This window comes from Synechococcus lacustris Maggiore-St4-Slac (assembly GCF_024345595.1).
Classification (GTDB): Bacteria; Cyanobacteriota; Cyanobacteriia; order PCC-6307; family Cyanobiaceae; genus Synechococcus_D; species Synechococcus_D lacustris.
On the sequence record NZ_JAGQBK010000005.1, the window covers coordinates 44,394 to 60,822 of the forward strand.

General features: G+C 49.5%; 16 protein-coding genes. 10 read left to right on the plus strand and 6 right to left on the minus strand.

What is annotated here, in order from left to right; all coding sequences use genetic code 11:
* Positions 1-23 precede the first annotated feature (23 nt).
* The 6 genes from zupT to KBY68_RS05415 all read left to right on the plus strand — a co-directional run bounded on the left by zupT (position 24) and on the right by KBY68_RS05415 (position 7,043).
* Positions 24-581, plus strand: a complete 558-nt coding sequence (gene zupT / locus KBY68_RS05390; protein WP_255096310.1) for a zinc transporter ZupT — start codon at positions 24-26, stop codon at positions 579-581.
* A gap of 196 nt (positions 582-777) precedes the next feature.
* Positions 778-2,655 (plus strand): NAD(P)H-quinone oxidoreductase subunit F, encoded by a 1,878-nt coding sequence (locus tag KBY68_RS05395; RefSeq protein ID WP_255096205.1) that lies wholly within the window; start codon positions 778-780, stop codon positions 2,653-2,655.
* 53 nt (positions 2,656-2,708) lie between these two features.
* A complete protein-coding gene (locus KBY68_RS05400; RefSeq protein WP_255096206.1) occupies positions 2,709-4,172 on the plus strand; it encodes a complex I subunit 4 family protein in 1,464 nt (487 codons plus the stop codon).
* Entirely contained in the window at positions 4,169-5,434 is a 1,266-nt protein-coding gene (locus KBY68_RS05405) for a CO2 hydration protein CupA (RefSeq protein ID WP_255096207.1), read from the plus strand. The genes KBY68_RS05400 and KBY68_RS05405 overlap by 4 nt, the downstream gene beginning before the upstream one ends.
* Positions 5,434-5,835 (plus strand): CO2 hydration-associated protein CupS, encoded by a 402-nt coding sequence (locus tag KBY68_RS05410; RefSeq protein WP_255096208.1) that lies wholly within the window; start codon positions 5,434-5,436, stop codon positions 5,833-5,835. Before KBY68_RS05405 ends, KBY68_RS05410 begins: the two co-directional genes overlap by 1 nt.
* 38 nt (positions 5,836-5,873) lie before the next feature.
* Positions 5,874-7,043, plus strand: coding sequence for a cation:proton antiporter (locus KBY68_RS05415; protein WP_255096209.1), 1,170 nt, complete (start codon positions 5,874-5,876; stop codon positions 7,041-7,043).
* Here the strand turns inward: KBY68_RS05415 and bioA are convergent.
* Both bioA and KBY68_RS05425 read right to left on the minus strand, forming a co-directional pair.
* On the minus strand, positions 7,040-8,308 hold the full coding sequence (gene bioA, locus KBY68_RS05420) for an adenosylmethionine--8-amino-7-oxononanoate transaminase (RefSeq protein ID WP_255096211.1): 1,269 nt from the start codon (positions 8,306-8,308) through the stop codon (positions 7,040-7,042). The genes KBY68_RS05415 and bioA overlap by 4 nt on opposite strands.
* A 13-nt stretch (positions 8,309-8,321) precedes the next feature.
* Entirely contained in the window at positions 8,322-11,084 is a 2,763-nt protein-coding gene (locus KBY68_RS05425; protein ID WP_255096213.1) for a cation-translocating P-type ATPase, read from the minus strand.
* Between the two features lie 28 nt (positions 11,085-11,112).
* Between KBY68_RS05425 and KBY68_RS05430 the strand changes: the two genes are divergently transcribed.
* Both KBY68_RS05430 and KBY68_RS05435 read left to right on the plus strand, forming a co-directional pair.
* Positions 11,113-12,510, plus strand: a complete 1,398-nt coding sequence (locus tag KBY68_RS05430; protein ID WP_255096214.1) for a TrkH family potassium uptake protein — start codon at positions 11,113-11,115, stop codon at positions 12,508-12,510.
* Positions 12,511-12,548: 38 nt separating this feature from the next.
* Positions 12,549-13,247 (plus strand): potassium channel family protein, encoded by a 699-nt coding sequence (locus tag KBY68_RS05435; RefSeq protein WP_255096312.1) that lies wholly within the window; start codon positions 12,549-12,551, stop codon positions 13,245-13,247.
* 19 nt (positions 13,248-13,266) lie between these two features.
* Here the strand turns inward: KBY68_RS05435 and KBY68_RS05440 are convergent, their stop codons facing one another.
* Genes KBY68_RS05440 through psaM form a run of 3 tightly spaced genes read right to left on the minus strand, consistent with a single transcriptional unit; the run spans position 13,267 to position 14,772 of the window.
* On the minus strand, positions 13,267-14,250 hold the full coding sequence (locus KBY68_RS05440; protein WP_255096216.1) for a protochlorophyllide reductase: 984 nt from the start codon (positions 14,248-14,250) through the stop codon (positions 13,267-13,269).
* Between the two features lie 22 nt (positions 14,251-14,272).
* Complete coding sequence (locus KBY68_RS05445; protein WP_106500396.1) at positions 14,273-14,632, minus strand: hypothetical protein; 360 nt, start codon at positions 14,630-14,632, stop codon at positions 14,273-14,275.
* 35 nt (positions 14,633-14,667) lie between these two features.
* Positions 14,668-14,772 carry a photosystem I reaction center subunit XII gene (gene psaM, locus KBY68_RS05450; protein ID WP_106500409.1) on the minus strand — a complete coding sequence of 35 codons (105 nt, stop codon included), beginning with the start codon at positions 14,770-14,772 and terminating at the stop codon, positions 14,668-14,670.
* Positions 14,773-14,886: 114 nt separating this feature from the next.
* Here psaM and KBY68_RS05455 point away from each other — a divergent pair, with 114 nt between their 5' ends.
* Both KBY68_RS05455 and KBY68_RS05460 read left to right on the plus strand, forming a co-directional pair.
* Positions 14,887-15,561: a phosphate signaling complex PhoU family protein gene (locus tag KBY68_RS05455; RefSeq protein WP_255096217.1), complete on the plus strand. Its 675-nt coding sequence runs from the start codon at positions 14,887-14,889 to the stop codon at positions 15,559-15,561.
* On the plus strand, positions 15,558-16,034 hold the full coding sequence (locus tag KBY68_RS05460) for a CRR6 family NdhI maturation factor (protein WP_255096218.1): 477 nt from the start codon (positions 15,558-15,560) through the stop codon (positions 16,032-16,034). The genes KBY68_RS05455 and KBY68_RS05460 overlap by 4 nt, the downstream gene beginning before the upstream one ends.
* Positions 16,035-16,041: 7 nt before the next feature.
* Here KBY68_RS05460 and KBY68_RS05465 read toward each other — a convergent pair whose 3' ends face one another.
* A complete protein-coding gene (locus KBY68_RS05465) occupies positions 16,042-16,383 on the minus strand; it encodes a hypothetical protein (protein ID WP_255096219.1) in 342 nt (113 codons plus the stop codon).
* Positions 16,384-16,429: the final 46 nt, after the last annotated feature.

A 16,429-nucleotide genomic window follows, 5' to 3' on the forward strand; every position in this document is an offset into this window, starting at 1 on the left:
ACCGTACTTGCTTTTTTGCTGGCATCGCACTAACGGCCCTAATCGATCAGCTTTTACCATCCCATGATGCAGCAGTGTTATTTAAACTTCAATCTGAAGTTGGCGATAATCAAACGGCCATGGGACGCCGCCGCCTATGGCGAGTTGGTTTATTTTCAGCCCTAGCGATTGCAATCCATAATTTCCCTGAAGGTTTAGCCACATTCCTAGGCGCCTTGAACAATCCAAGGGTTGGCGTGAGCATCGCCGTTGCAATTGGGATACACAATATCCCTGAAGGCTTGGCGGTTTCAGCACCTATCTATTATGCAACTGGCAGTCGCCGTAAAGCTTTTTGGTGGTCTTTTCTATCAGGAGTTGCAGAACCCTTAGGTGGCTTAGTTGGCTATTTCCTGTTCCAATCATTTCCCAATCAATTGGCCTTTGGCTTGGTATTTGCTGGAGTTGCTGGGGTAATGCTCTACATATCATTTGATGAGTTATTACCTGCCGCAAAGGAGTACGGCGAACAGCAACATGCTATTTGGAGCCTAATTGCCGGCATGGCGGTTATGGCAATCAGCCTGGTATTACTTGCTTAAAGCAGCCACAGAAGCAATGGATAAGTATTTCTTTTTGATGGCATAGGATTTTCTGTGGAAATTCTGGTCTACAGATACAAAAGTTGTGTAAGATCTACCGACTGGATTTAGAAATCTGAATCCACACTAGGCCAGGGCAATCAAGCGAACCAAGATTATTAAACATAAAATTCAAAAACAATCATTTTTTTAATCAATGCCTCAATTCTTGTTGCAGTTTGCATGGCTAATTCCTATCTATCCATTGCTGTCTGCTCTGCTTTCTCTATTATGGGCTCCAGGCATCATCAATAAAACTGGTCCTAGGCCAGCAGGTTATATCAATCTAGCCATGGTCACGGTGGCATTTTGCCATGGACTATTAGCTCTAATTGCCCTAAATAGTAATTCAGCCGCTGGGGCCAAAGCTTTATATGCGCCAGCAAGTTTTCACTGGATCTGGCTAAATACAGCCAATCTAAAAATCGGGTTTGATGGATTGGTAACTGAACCTGGCTTAATTGCCATAACTGTGATTACCGGCTTGCATGTTCTTGTTCAGATATATGCTATTGGCTATCTGGAAATGGATTGGGGATGGCCTAGGTTTTTTGGTGCTCTAAGTTTTTTTGAAGCGGGCCTTTGCGCACTGGTTTTAACCGATTCATTATTTTTTAGTTATGTACTATTGGAATTACTAACTCTAGGAACATATTTAATTGTTGGAACTTGGTATAATCAACCCTTAGTGGTAAAAGGAGCTCGCGACGCATTTCTTACAAAACGAATTGGCGATTTAATTTTGCTCGCTGGTGTAATTGCTCTGTTACCAATAACTGGAACATGGAATTTCCACGGCCTTCAGGGATGGGCCGCTCAACAAACCAACAACCAACTTAGCCTTCCCACAGGTTTCGAACTTATCCTAATCGCCTTAATTGCTGGCCCAATTGGCAAATGCGCACAAATACCCCTACATCTCTGGTTAGACGAAGCGATGGAAAGTCCTTTACCATCAACAATCCTGCGAAATTCGGTTGTAGTTATTGGTGGTGCATGGGTTTTATTAAGGCTTGAGCCATTGATTGAATTAAGTCCATTAGTACAAAATATATTAGTTATAGTAGGAGCAACAACATCAGTAGTGGCAGCTTTAATTGCCCTTGCACAAATTGACGTTAAAAGGGCCTTGAGCTTTCTTGTGAGCAGCTGGTTGGGCTTATTATTTATTGCGGTGGGGCTTGGAAATACAAATATTGCAGATCACTTATTGCTTGTATATCCTCTACCAATGGCATTAATATTAATGGCCGTGGGTACAGTTGTTATAAGCAATATAAGTCAAAACCTCACTCAACTCGGCGGGCTATGGAGCAGAAGGCCATTAATGGGAATAGCATATTTGTGTGGCGCCATATCACTTATGGCTATTCCGCCATTTGGAGGTTTTGCCGCCCAGAGAGAATTGTTAGAACTAACTATTAATAGCAACTATCCAATCTTGCTGGCTGGTGTAATTTTATCAACCGTAGCAATTACAAGTGCTGCTTTGATGCGCGTATTTTGCCTAATCTGGGGTGGAGACCCAAAGAGCTTCACGAAACGCTCAGCTGAGGTGCTCTGGCTAATGGTACTTCCCACATTGATTCTAACGGGAATTACATTACACATCCCCCAACTACTTTTAAAGATCGGAGTCTATGGTTTAACTCCAATTCCAGGTTGGGGTGCTTATGGATTCCCCCTATTGCTTGCAAGCCTTAGCGGAGCGATAAGTTCTAGTTTCTTCTATTTAAGACCCCATCCCCTAGCTGAATTGCCATCTGGGTTGGGTGGAATTCAACACTGGCTCTCTGAAGACATGCACACTGAAGCATTTTATCAGCGAACAATTGTAAGTGTTGTTGTTAACCTGGCAAAATTAAGTAGCTGGGCTGATCGCAAACTAGTTGATGGGTTTACTGGCGGCACAGGCGAAACAACACTGAAGCTTGCTCGAAGTCTTAGTTTCACAATCTCAGGAAGAGCTCAAACCTATGCACTTAGCATTGTTATTGGAATCATATTGATGTCTGTTTGGCTGTTAAGGCCCTAAGCGCACAACAAATAATTTTAATTTATTTACACCACATACCTAAAATGAACTCAATGTTAATTGTTCTTTTAATCATCCCTCTTCTGATCGGGCTTCTTCAGCCACTCATAGCAAGTAATAGCAAAAGATTGAGATCTATTGCTGCTGTTGCACCAAGCATTCAGCTATGCCTTGGGATCTGGTTTTTAAAAAATCCTCCCGATTCAATATCAATTGAATGGTTGCCCCAGTTAGGGCTTAAACTAGAACTTGGTTTAGATGGCCTATCGCTACCGCTGGTGATATTAACAGCAATACTTACCTTATTAGCGATATCTGCTAGCCAACTAGAATACGTCCGTCCACGCTTGTATTACCCCCTATTACTTAGCGTCAATCTAGGCCTTATAACTGCATTCCTTGCCCAAAATGCACTACTTTTTGTGCTTGCATATGAATTAATATTAATACCAACAACATTGCTAGTTGCCATTTGGGGTGGCTCCCAAAGAGCTGGGGCTGCGATCAGGTTCCTAATTTACGGAGCCATCTCAGGTGTAATCCTTTTAGGTGTGGTTCTTTGTTTTGGATGGTTAAATCGCTCGGGATTAAACTTTAGCTATAGTTCACTTAGCCAAGCAAGCCTACCTTTTAATCAACAGCGATGGCTTTTGATTGGAGTATTATTTGCCTTCTGCTTAAAACTACCAATAGTGCCATTACATGGGTGGCAGCCTAAAACATATAGCCAAGCACCAACGCCTGTGGTTATGTTAATGAGTGGTGCTGTTTCGAAAATGGGTGCCTATGGTTTACTTCGCTTTGGCTTAGAGTTCCTGCCTGATGGCTGGATGTACTGGTCGCCATTAATAGCAACTTTAGGTGCATTTAGTGCTATTTATGGAGCTTTAAATGCAATAGCACAAAAAGACATAAGATTATTAATAGCTTATAGTTCGATCGGTCATATGGGCATGCTGATGCTGGCCCTTGCAGCGGCCACTACATTAAGTTTACAAGGCGTAATGGCGCAAATGTTAGCCCATGGATTAATTATTGCTCTGTTGTTTAATCTTGTTGGCCTTATAGAATTAAAAACTGGCACCCGTTCAATAGCTGAATTATCTGGCTTAATGAACCCCCAAAGGGGGCTTCCCTTCACATCTAGCTTGCTCTTAATAGGTCTTATGGCAGCAGCTGGTGTTCCTGGCCTTGCTGGTTTTGTTGCTGAGTTATTGATATTTGAAGGTAGTTGGAAAATATTTCCATGGCCCACGCTTGCGTGCTTACTAGCCTCAGGCTTCACTGCTGTATACGCCGTGAGGTTTTTCAATAGGGTTGGATTTGGAAGGCTGGATCCGGCAAGGGCAAACTGGGTTTCCACCACTTGGGGTGAACGGCTACCAGCATTAATACTATCTTTGCTTGTTTTGATCGGAGGTATCTGGCCCAGCAGCCTCACAGGTATTAGCGAAGCAACAACAGCACACATTGCAATTTCGAACACATCAACTAACCAATTGGAGCAACAATCATGATTCCCCCTTCCACTCATAGATATGCAGATGTGATTCATAGGTTAGAAGCAGGTGGCTCCATGCTCCCAGACACTCCAGAAAACCTTGAACAAATCATTGGGATTTATAAAGCATATGCAGTTCCAATGGATTTTTATTGGAGGGATTTACTTTATATTGCAGAGCGCGTTTTCCTAAATCCTTTACCAGCTTTTAAATACTTTATATCTAAACAATACATGGACTTAGCAAATAGCTACTCTGGAGATAATTCAAAATTAAGAATATGGCGGGGCGGAGAGAAAGCGCATCCCGAATTAGTTGCCTTCATGAAGCGAGGAGAAACAATTTCAATGCCAAAAATACTTCATCATCTTTGGCATGATCGCATCAATATGGAATTTGCAGAGGCTTGCATGCAAGCAATGTTCTGGCATCAAGACATGGGTGGGCGATTTAATGATTATTTAGAAAGTAAAACATATTTAGCGAATGCTGATCGAGCGATAAAAGCCTATTTCAAGGGCAATCCATTGATGCTGCTGTTATATAAACTATTTCCAGAGATGTTTACAGAGCAGGTTCGTCAATTGAGTTACTATTCAAATCTTGGACTTTTCTGGGAAGTTATGGCCCCAGTTTTTTTTGAAATGAGCGATCTTTACGACGAAGGTGGTATAAATTCAGTTCCGGAGGCGATGGATTTCTTAGTTAATGGTATTTTTGCCGTAGCAGGTAGACCCATCTACCATCATGTTTATATAGGCGATGAATGCATTGAAATAATACCTAAAAGCGAAGGATTCACATGGCTTTATGAAGCTGCACTTCCCTATGTGGAGGCTGTATTTTATCGTACCTCGCCCTTCAGAGGCACGAAAAGTTATAACGCCCAAGCCAATCAAGTTCCCGCAGACCAAGCTGATTTTCACTATGGAATCCTCTATGCAGATGTTTATCCAGTGGGATCAGCTGGAATCCCTCCCACGCTTCTAATGCAAGATATGCTTCATTTTTTACCTGCGTATCTTGAGGCCACCTATCAAAACCATGGCCGTGGAGATGAGGATAAATTGATTCAACTTGGAATAACTTTTCAGCGTTCTATGTATAATGTAACTTCAGCTGTTATCCAAGCACTGCGCTGTGCATTGCTATACCCATTAACCGATCCAGACCCAGAACATTTGTTAGCCAATAGGCGCTTCTTTGAAGCGCAAATGGACCGTTTTCTGCGCCCAGAAGCGCGGCTTTCTGATATCCAACAACAAAACTATCGCTGATGGCTTCTATCCTCAACACCGCCGCAGAGGCGGGCTGCTTCAAAACTCTTTTAGCCGCTGTTGCTGCGGCAGGTTTAAGCGAAGCCCTCGACGGACCCGGCCCCTTCACGGTGTTCGCGCCGGTGGACGATGCCTTTGCTGCACTGCCTGCGGGCACGGTGCAAACGTTGGTAGACAACCCACCCCAGTTGGCTCGGATCCTCAAGTACCACGTGCTGGCTGGTGCACATCAGCAAGCCCAGCTGGTTAGCCAAAGCGACTGGCCGAGTTTGGAGGGGGCGCCGATCCCAATCCGCCGCAGCGAGCCCTTTGAGGTGAAGAACGCCACGGTGGTCAATGCCGATATCGTTTGCGATAACGGTGTGGTGCATGTGATCGATCGCGTCATCTTGCCGGGCTGATTGGCGCCCTAATCGCGACACTCCCACACCGCACATAAATGGGTTCTTCCCTGCTCAGCACCCTGCTATTGCTCCTGGTGGGGGCGCTGTTGGCCAGGCTCACCGCCACTCGCTTGGCGCGTTGGGCCGTGCCGGCGATCGTGCTGGAGCTGGTGGTGGGTTTCCTGCTGGGCAACAGCGTGCTGCCTTTCAGCAGCATCGCCCCCCTCGCCGGACTCACCGAACTAGGGGTGCTAACTCTCTTTTTCATGGTGGGCCTGGAAGTGCGCGGGGGCTTGCTGGGATCCAGGCCGGCGGCAGTGCTGCGCACCGTGCTGCTCTCTGCACTCACGCCACTGCTGGCCTGGTGGCCGCTGCAGCAGGGCTTTGGTCTTTCCACCGCCTCCACCGTTTTGTGCGTGGCAGTGCTCAGTGCAACCGGCACCGGAGTTACCCTGCGCGCCCTTGGCCAGGCCTCCGCTCTAAATACGCCTTCGGGCCGTCTTTTGGTGGGGGTTTCGGTGCTCGACGACCTGCCGGCCATAGCCCTGCTCACCCTTGCGGTGGCACTGGGGGCGGCGCCTGGAGCCACCAGTCCATACCCAGCCCTGCTGCCGCCGGCGCTGGCATTGGGGCTGGTGCTGTTGAGCCTGCCGGCTAGTAGCTGGTGGTTGCGGCGCTACGGCCCCTGGCGGCCGGGCTTGCTTGGGGTGTTGCTGCTGTTGATCGGCTGCAGCTGGATCGGCGAGATGGGCCGGCTCACGAGCCTGCTTGGGGCCCTATGGGGCGGCGTGCTGCTGAGCCGCCTGGCGCCTATGCCGGATGGCAGCGCCGAGGCTTCAAACCTGCGCAGCAACCTGGCCCTGCTTTCGGAGGTGTTTTTGCCTCTTTATTTCATCAGCGTGGGCATGCGCATCCAGGCCGGCACAATGCTGCAGCCCGCTGCCTGGGCCCTGGCCTTGAACTTGCTGCTGCTGGCGATTAGTTGCAAGTTGATCTGTGCCCTGGGCATCAGCCGCCAGGATCAGGCCGCTGGCATCGATCGCTGGGTGGTGGTGTATGGCTTGATTCCGCGGGGCCTGCCGGGCTTGGTGTTTGCCTCAACGGCCCTTGCCAGTGGCGTGATCACTCCGGCTCAGTTTTCGGCCCTGGTGCTGATGGTGAGCTGCACCACGGTGCTTGGCCTAATGCTGCTGGGCCGCCGTTTGGCTGCCCTGGCGTCGCCTTAACCCAAAGCGCCGATGGCTTGTTGCAGAGCTTCGTAACACTGCAGCAGCTGGGCGTCGCTACTTCCTAGGGGCGGCAGCAGATAAACCACATTACCGAGGGGCCTTATATATACACCCTGTTCCAGGCACTGACGCTGGATTTGTTTACCGATCGGGTTTAGATAGCTGTTTTCGCCAGCGTTGAGCTCGAAGGCGGCCATGGTGCCAAGGCAACGGGGCCGCTTCACCTGGGAAAGCAGGCTCAGCTGCTCCAGCAGGGGGGTGTGCCGTTGCTCAAAGCCCTCAAAGCGCTCTGGGTTTTGCTGCAGTAAATCTAAGCTGGCCAGGGCGGCGGCGCAGCCCAAGGGATTGGCCGTGAAGCTGTGGCCATGGAAAAAGGTATCGCTGGGCTTCTCGCTGATGAAGCCCTGGTAGAGCCTTTCACTTGCCATCGTTGCGCCCATGGGTAGGAAACCACCCGTGAGCCCTTTGGAGAGGGCCATCAGGTCGGGCTGGATACCGGCTTTCTGGCAGGCAAACAGGGCTCCGGTGCGTCCAAAACCGGTGAAAACCTCATCGGCGATCAACAGGGCTCCAGCCGCCTGAACTCTCTCTGCCGCTGCCTGCAGGAACGCTGCACGCACAACGCGCATGCCACTGGCTCCCTGGATCAGGGGTTCGAGAATCACCGCTGCTGTGGGTGTGTCAAGTGCCAGCTCTAATTGCTTAAGGGCCTGCTGTTCCCGCTCTTCAACGCTGTCGTTGTGCCAGTGGCTGTGGGGCCAAGCCACGCGGGCAACATCAAAAAGTAATTTTCCATAGGGCTGGGTAAGTAGGGAGCGATCACCAAGGGCCATGGCACCAAAGGTGTCGCCGTGATAGGCACCCTCAAAGGCGATTAGTTGATGGCGATCACTGCCTTGATTACGCCACCACTGCCAGGCGATCTTGAGGGCCACCTCCACGGCGGTGGAGCCATTATCTGAGAAAAACAGGCGCTGCAGCCCGGTGAGGGCGCTGAGCCGAGTGGCCAGCTGCTCGGCGGGTTCGTGGCTGAAATTGGCGAAGATCACCTGCTCCAACACATGGGCCTGGCGGGCAATTGCTGCGGCAATTGTTGGTTCCCCATGGCCATGAAGTGTTACCCACCAGCTGCTGATGGCGTCGATCAGCCTTCTCCCATCGCTGAGCTCCAGCTCACTGCCGCGTGCCGACTGCACCCTCAGAGGTTCCTGGCTGGTGGCCACCTGGGTGGTGGGGTGCCAGAGATGCGGATGCCATGCCATATGAATCGCCTAATTAACTATGGGCTGCAACTTTTTGGCGCCATTGCTTCCAAATCTTTTCCAGTTCTAAATACAGGAAGAACAGAAAACTAAAGCCCACGCAGATCAGTAGATCATGGCCACTTAGGGCTGTGGTGCCAAAGAAATTCGAAAGCCATGGCACATAAAGCAATAGAAGTTGCAACCCGGATGTAAGCAGCACTGCCCATATCAACCAAGGGTTGGAGAAAGGCGGAACTTGGAAAAGCGGTAGATCACTGCGGGCAGAGAGGGCGTGGCCCATTTGAGCTAGGCAGAGCGTGGTGAAAACCATCGTTTCCCATGGCGCGTCATGGCGAGCCGCATAGAACATCAAAGCGATCACAATCAAGGCAAAAATCACACCAACCCGCAGGATGTAGCGACCGATGCCACGGGCAAAAATCGATTCACCCGGTTCCGCTGGGGCCCTATCCATCAAGCCCTTTTCCCCAGGCTCAAGGGCAAGGGCAAGGGCTGGCACGCCATCGGTAACCAAATTCATCCAAAGGATCTGCAGGGGCGTGAGGGGAACTCCAACCAAACCCAGCAGGGGGGCAGAAGCAATTGTGATCAGCTCCCCCACATTGCTGCCGAGAATGTATTTAACAAACCGGCGGATATTTGCATAAACAAGGCGACCTTCCTCAACAGCGCTAACAATGGTGGCGAAGTTGTCGTCTAGCAGAACCATATCGGCTGCTTCCTTACTAACTTCAGTGCCAGTAATACCCATTGCCACACCGATGTGGGCCTGCTTTAAGGCTGGGGCGTCGTTCACACCATCACCTGTCATCGCCACCACTTGACCATTGGCCTGCAGCGCTTTAACGATGCGCAATTTCTGCTCAGGCGGCACCCGGGCATAAACACTGCATTGCATAACCAATTCACGCAGCTTTTCGTCGCTGGCCGCTTCCAGCTCACGGCCTAAAACCACTTGGCCATCAGGCTCACAAAGGCCAATACCCGAACCAATCGCTTTTGCCGTGAGGGGATGGTCGCCAGTGATCATCACGGGACGGATGCCGGCATGTTTGCAGGTGGCGATCGCCTTAATCACCTCCGGCCGGGCCGGATCCAGCTGGGCCATAAGCCCCAACAAAACCTGTTCATCTAAAGGATGATCAGGGCTTTGATGGTGGGGGGCACAGGCAAAAGCAAGCACCCGCAGGCCCTGGGCCGCTAGGGCGCGAGCCTGCTCAAGCCACCATTGCTGCTGCTCTTGGCTAAGGGGAAGCGCACCAGAACCATCAATCCAACGGCTGCAGTTGGAGATGATCACCTCAGGGGCACCTTTACTAATTAATAGTTGGGTTGAGCCATCAGCGGCAGCACCGAGGGGAGCTTGCAAGTTACCGCTGGGGTCGTTGATCCAAACGGCCATCAACTGCCGTTCAGAACTAAAGGGTATTTCTGCAAATCTATTGAAATGGCTGCGTAAGGCAAAGCCATCAATGCCGTCTTTAGCGGCAACAACAACTAAAGCCCCCTCAGTGGGATCACCAAGGATTTCCCAGTTGCCATCGGAATTCTGTTTCAATTCCGCATCACTGCACAACACACCGGCTTTTAACAGCAATTGGCGTGCACCAACGAAGCTGCCAGGGGTAGCGCCTGGGGGTGGTGCTAGCAGGTGGCTGTTTAATTCACCTTGGGGGGAATAGCCCAGGCCCGCAACAGCGATGCATTCGGTGCCCAAGCGCAATTCCTGCACCACTTGGCGGTTTTGGGTGAGGGTTCCGGTTTTATCGGAACAGATCACAGTTACAGATCCAAGCGCCTCCACTGCTGGCAAACGCCGGATCAAAGCGGCTCGTTTAACCATCCGTTGGGTGCCGATGGCAAGGGTGACCGTGATTACAGCGGGAAGGCCCTCAGGCACGATCGCCACTGCCATCGACAAAGACACCTCAAGCAAATTGAGCAGCGATTGGCCCAACAAAAGGCCAAGCAACATCACCACCGCCACCAATGCCAGGGCGCTGATAACAAGCACTTTTGCCAAACCATCCAATCGTTCCTGCAAGGGAGTGCTCTCTCCACCTGCGGTGTTGATCAGTTCTGCTATTTGGCCCAGTTCAGTGGCCATTGCCGTGGCTGTAACCACCGCAACCCCGCGGCCGCGCACCACTTCGGTGCCCTGAAATAAGCAGTTTTGACGCTCCAGCAAAGGGGTGGATGCATCAAGGATCAGGTTTGCTTGCTTGAAAACCGCCTCCGCCTCACCAGTGAGGGCCGCTTCTCGAACACCAAGCTCCGCCACTTCCACCAGCCGTGCATCTGCAGGCACCCGATCACCTGCTTCAAGGCGAATCAAATCACCCAGCACCAATTCCTCACTGGGCAAACGCTGCCACTCGGCATTGCGGCGCACCTGCACCATGGGTTGGGCCATGTTTCTAAGGGCAAGCAATGCCTGTTGCGCTTTGCTTTCCTGCAAATAACCGAGCAGCCCATTGAGGCCAACTATCACCAAGATCGCAATTGCATCTTTGGGAAAAACGCCCTTGTGCAAAGCCACCGCTGCAGACACCGCAGCCACAGCCAGCAGCATCAAAAGCATCACATTGCTGAACTGATCCCAAAGGATCTGCAAAGTGCTGCGCCCCTTGGCAAGTTCCAAGCGATTGGGCCCAGCATCAGCAAAACGGCGGGCCGCCTCGGCAGTGCTAAGCCCGCTACTGGAGCTACCGAGCTCCTGAAAACACTGTTCAGGGGTGAGACTGTGGCTGCTTAAGCTTTGGGGGCGAGACAAAACAAATTTGCGCTTCTCCTCCACAATAGTGAACGCCAAATTCCTTTCAGTGCTTGCTCACTGGCGCGATCGTTTAACGGTGCCCCAATTCACCGTAATAACGGGCTTAATTGTGATTGTGATTGGAACATTTCTACTGGCATCACCTTGGTGTTCCAGTGATGAAGTGGGCCTATGGCAGGCTTTATTCACTGTAACTTCGGCGATAACAGTTACAGGCTTATCAATAATAGTTGTGGATCGTGATCTCACCTTAATTGGCCAAATTGTATTGGCGGGTTTAATTCTTACTGGCGGCCTAGGTTTAATGGCCATAACAACTTTTTTGCAGGGTTTTGTGCAAGGCCGTTCAGGTCTAAGGCAGCGTTTAGATAAAGGTCGCGCCTTGGATGAATTTGGCGTTGGTGGCATCGGCCCCACCTTTAAGGGAATTTTGATCTGCGCTGCATGGGTGATGGGTTTGGGTGCTGCGGTGCTTTATTTCTTTGGTTTTAATGATATCCAAAATCCAGCCGCCCGCCTATGGGCATCAATATTTCATGTGATTAGCGCCTATAACAATGCAGGCTTTGGCCTATGGGCTAAAAATCTTGAAGCCTACCGAGATAACACTGTAGTGAATATTGTGATCGCTTTGATGATTGTAATCGGAGGTATTGGCTGGTGGGTTAGCAACGACATCTGGGTAAACCGCAAGCGGTTTTCAAGCCATAGGCACTTGAGTTTGCACACCCGTTTAGTGCTGCGCACCACAGTTGCTTTAATAATTTTGGGCTGCTTAGGCTTGATCTTTACCGAACACTTTGGCCTAGAGGCTGGAGCCATTTCAAATTTTTCATTTTTACAAAAGATTCAAATAAGTTTATTTCTATCAATCACCACTCGCACAGCTGGCTTTAACACAATTCCATTATCTGCCGAAACAATCACCGATGCCGGGCTGCTATTAATGATTGTTTTAATGTTTATTGGTGCCAGCCCAGGAGGCACAGGTGGCGGCATTAAAACCACTACTTTTGCCATTTTAATGGCCACTACCCGCTCCACACTTCAAGGTAGAGAAAATGTGTTAATCCATCGCCGCTTGATACCAGATCGCACGGTATTTAGGGCAGTGGGTGCAACAATAGCCTCATTATTATTTGTAGTGATGATGGCATTATTATTGGGTATTGCCCCAACATCTATGGGGCTCCCGGGACACCAGAATTATAGTTTTATCGAAAAGCTTTTTACCTGTGTTTCCGCCTTCGGCACGGTTGGTTTAGATCTTGGTGTAACGGCAAATTTAAGCCGCTGGGGCCAGCTGGTGCTGATGGTTGGCATGTTTGTTGGCAGAATTGGCATTCTGCTTTTGCTAACTGCCATCTACGGCAGCCAAGCTGAAAGCAGGGTGGGTTACCCCAAAGAAGATCTTTATGTGTGAGCTTTTAGAGTAGATATATGAAAGCTCAATCTTCAAAAATGGGTACTTGGTGGCAGTGGAGCGCAAGCGGCGAGCCTGGGGCCTTTGCTGTGGTGGGTGTGGGACGGTTTGGTTCCTCCGTTTGCGCTGAACTGCTGCGCTCAGGTGCAGAGGTTTTAGCCATTGATTCAAGCCAAAAGGCAATCGATGAATTGCGTCAGCTCGATGCCTCGATCGAAAGCCGCGTGGTTGATTGCACCGATGAGGAAGCCATGAGAGCTGCGGGAGTGCTTGAACTAGCAACGGTTGTTGTTGCCATTAGCGAACCAATAGAAGCAAGTATTACTGCCACTTTGATCTGTAAAGACTCCCCTGGCACAAAGGTAAAACAAGTGATCGCCCGCGCCACCAGTGATCTACACCAAAAAATGTTGGAGCGAGTTGGTGCAGATCGTGTTGTTTTTCCATCGAAAATGCAAGGCAGGCGCCTAGGAATGGAACTGGTGAGGCCAAACCTGCTAGAGCAACTCAGGCTCGACGATCGCAACAGCATTGAAGAAATTAAAATTCCAAACGTTTTTGTTGGTAAATCCCTGCGGGAAATAAATATGCGCAAGCATTACAATGTAAACGTGCTGGCTGCAGGGCCCACTGGTAATTTATTAGTTAATCCACCCGCTTCCCACATTTTAGAGGCGAATGAATTGCTTGTGGTGATGGGCTCAAACGAAGCCTTAAGGGCTTTACCAGGCAGTTAGTTAATTAGTTAGTTAGTTATTAATCCAAACCCACTAAGGCACTGGAAAGTTGCCAAACCCTTTCTGCCGTAGCGGAATCAGTAACTTTATTTGATAATTCCTGCTCAAATTGAAGCCGATCTTTTTTTTGCCTATTGCCCCAACTCCAATGAACACCTGAGGCGCTGAAATCTAAACCTGTCACCACCTTTGCCACCCGTTCACCAGCCAGCTCTTGGCTTACATAACCACCGGTGATATTTTTCTGAAACCATGGAAATATTCGCTGAAACGCAGGGAAGCTATGGCGAAATAAGGGGCTATCAGCAACGCAACCTGGATAGAGGGAGCTAAAGGTAATGCCAGTGGTTTGATGGAAACGCCTATGCAATTCCAAGCTGGTGATCATGTTGCACAATTTACTATCTTTATAGGCCTTGCCTGGCTTAAATTCCTTACCGCTTGCCATGGTGATCGGATCCTTAAAGCCCTGCTCAAAACCACTTAGATCACCCAAATCAGCAGGGGCAGGAATTGGTATCTTGCCTCCAAGCTCACTGGAATTAGCAGTAACTGTGCCGAGGGTTACCACACGGCGATCGGCTAATGAATGCTTAGCTAAATCCTCTAGCAATAAGCGAGTAAGAAAAAAATGACCCAAATGGTTGGTGGCCATTGTTAATTCATAACCCTGGGCGCTCCATTCCGGCTGCTTCAATAGTGGCTTATAAACAGCTGCATTAATAACAAGAGCACTAAGGGGTCTATCTAATGCCCGAAAAGCTTGAACAAATTCCCTAACTTTATCTAGATCAGCTAATTCCAGTGGCAGGTGGATAAGCCGCCTAGCAGGCAAACCCAAAGCCGCTGCTGACACCTGAGCTTTTGTTGTATCCCTAACGGCCATAACAACCGTGAAGCCATGCTCAAGCAAAGCTCTTGTTGCCCATAGGCCCACCCCAGATGAGGCACCGGTAACAATGGCTAGCCGGTCATCGGAATTGGCGGCAGCGGTGCTAGTCATTAAAAAAGGTAATTAAGAAAATTCAGGGGGCCGGCGACCAAACAATGCGGCGACGGTTAGGGGCAATCCATTGTTGTTCCTGCTGAAACACCACCTGTTGGCCATCACTGGAAAAGAGCCGATCGAGTTGCACCTGTTGTTTTTGCAAGCGATCAAGCTGCAGCTGTAAAACAGCTTGGATTTCGCCGTGGCGGTCTAGGCGGTGCTGATGGGCAAGGGCCAGTTTGGCCAAGGTAACAACCGCCAGCAAAATACCTGCTGTTTTTAAAAACAGCCCCAAGCTGGCGAACATCAGCTCTTCCCTCGCAATCGAAGCGCTGGAGGGGAGCACAACTGGAGCAGCCTGATCAGCCAGGGGGCGCAAATGGGAGCCGGAACGCACCTAAAAAATCCACACCCCCGCTTTTAGCAACTGAATCAAGACCTGTAAAGGCTTACGCAGAGGCGCATGGCGAGCACCGCACCGTGCAGGGCCACAATTAAGGCGATGTAGATCTCGGCCTGGGAAACAGCAGTAACCACGGAGCTCCAGCAAACCACTCCATTCTTGCCTAATCAATTGCCAAAAGGTTGGCCCCGTAACAGCTCTTAGCGCCATTGGTGCCATAAAATCCTTTCATGTAAAGCTTTTCTGCCTTGAGCATCACCGCCTGGAGGCGCCTGCAACGGGCTGGCCATAGCGCCCCAGGGCCCGAATACCTTGCTTTGAACAGCTTGAAGCAAAAGCTATTGAGGCTTGGCTCCATGGTGGAGGAATCCGCTGTGCTAGCTCGATCTGTGCTTGCTGTTGCCGATATGGAGGCGGCGCCTCAAATACGCCGAGGTGATGATCAAATCGATATTCTCTACCATGAACTTGAAAATAATTGCACTCAATTATTAACAGCCAAAGTTCTTCCGCAGCAACAGGTAAGGGAGGTTTTGAGCTATATCCATTGTGTGCGCGACCTTGAACGTATTGGTGATTACTGCAAAGAATTAGCTGAATTGGGTGAAAGATTGCTTCCTTCCCAACCACTACCGCAGCGGGATGCCATTCTTACGATGCTTGATCGCTGCCGCTCCCTGTTGGCCCTAGCCCTTGATTGCGTAAGCGAGGATGATGGCAGCGCAGGGGCCAGGTTGCAGAATTTTGATGATTTGGTTGATTCTGATTACGCGCTGTTGCTCGAGCAATTAATGGATCCAGTGCCAACAACTGCAGCCAGCTTTGAAGCATCACTATTACTGGTTTTAGTGCTGAGATGTATTGAAAGAATGGCAGACCATGCCGTTAATGTGAGCCAAAGGGTGGCGAGGGTAAGCGCATGAATGAAACAACTAGTTTAGAGATCCCGGCGATACAAATAGAAAAACTTGATCTAAGCAGCCTTGAATCCATTTGGAATCTACCGGTGGCTGATCTCTTGAAGCTAGAAGCAAAACTATGCCTCAACCTTAAATGGCCCACCCGTGAAGATGACCCAAGGGAACTTAGTGAAATACCTGAATGCAGGCTTTGGAGCCTGAGGGCAGATGCCCTTTGCCCATGGCTACCACTAATACTTGAACGCAGTAGCGGCCAACTCAGCAGACACATAGCCATGCTTATACCCCATAGTTTCAGCAAAACAGAGGGCATAAAATTCAATGATGATGCCCTAAGCCTTTGGGTGAGTCATCGTTTATTTCTATTGGATCACTGGAGCCAGATGCATGGCTATTTGATCAGGCCAAATCTGAGTAGAATGGTTGAAGTTATAGGTTACGAACTAGATCAAAGTTTTTGGCCAGAAAATACTTAACAATCAACTATCTATTGTTTTTAGTACAAACTTGCCTTTCAGGTGTCATCATAACGTCCACCAGAAGCGGACCCTTCGGGCCCACTTGACCGGCCAAAGAACTTATAGCTGCCAAACTAATTCCCGTGTACCTCACATTGTAAGCATCGGAAAGGCAATTGCAGAAAGAAACTTGATTCGTAATTCCTTTGCTCTTTCCAGACAGACAACCTTTTGTAAAACCCTCCTTAAATGATGCTCTCAACTGAGCATCGTTAGCAGAACTTGCTTGCTGAGCAAGTGCCTGACCAGAGGATATCAACAAAGCAGCCAAAAGAAATGAGATGGGATCAAAATGATTTGTCGCCATGATTTCGTCTCCCAAAAAACTAATAACGCTTGCTTACGCATGTTAA

What these genes read in the sequence shown, in the direction of transcription:
- KBY68_RS05435 (WP_255096312.1), top strand. Translation starts at nt 12,549, where the DNA reads ATGGGTACTTGGTGGCAGTGGAGCGCAAGCGGCGAGCCTGGGGCCTTT.
- KBY68_RS05395 (WP_255096205.1), top strand. Translation starts at nt 778, where the DNA reads ATGCCTCAATTCTTGTTGCAGTTTGCATGGCTAATTCCTATCTATCCA.
- KBY68_RS05410 (WP_255096208.1), top strand. Translation starts at nt 5,434, where the DNA reads ATGGCTTCTATCCTCAACACCGCCGCAGAGGCGGGCTGCTTCAAAACT.
- KBY68_RS05440 (WP_255096216.1), bottom strand. Translation starts at nt 14,250, where the DNA reads ATGACTAGCACCGCTGCCGCCAATTCCGATGACCGGCTAGCCATTGTT.
- KBY68_RS05465 (WP_255096219.1), bottom strand. Translation starts at nt 16,383, where the DNA reads ATGGCGACAAATCATTTTGATCCCATCTCATTTCTTTTGGCTGCTTTG.
- KBY68_RS05405 (WP_255096207.1), top strand. Translation starts at nt 4,169, where the DNA reads ATGATTCCCCCTTCCACTCATAGATATGCAGATGTGATTCATAGGTTA.
- KBY68_RS05460 (WP_255096218.1), top strand. Translation starts at nt 15,558, where the DNA reads ATGAATGAAACAACTAGTTTAGAGATCCCGGCGATACAAATAGAAAAA.
- KBY68_RS05400 (WP_255096206.1), top strand. Translation starts at nt 2,709, where the DNA reads ATGTTAATTGTTCTTTTAATCATCCCTCTTCTGATCGGGCTTCTTCAG.
- bioA (WP_255096211.1), bottom strand. Translation starts at nt 8,308, where the DNA reads ATGGCATGGCATCCGCATCTCTGGCACCCCACCACCCAGGTGGCCACC.
- KBY68_RS05415 (WP_255096209.1), top strand. Translation starts at nt 5,874, where the DNA reads ATGGGTTCTTCCCTGCTCAGCACCCTGCTATTGCTCCTGGTGGGGGCG.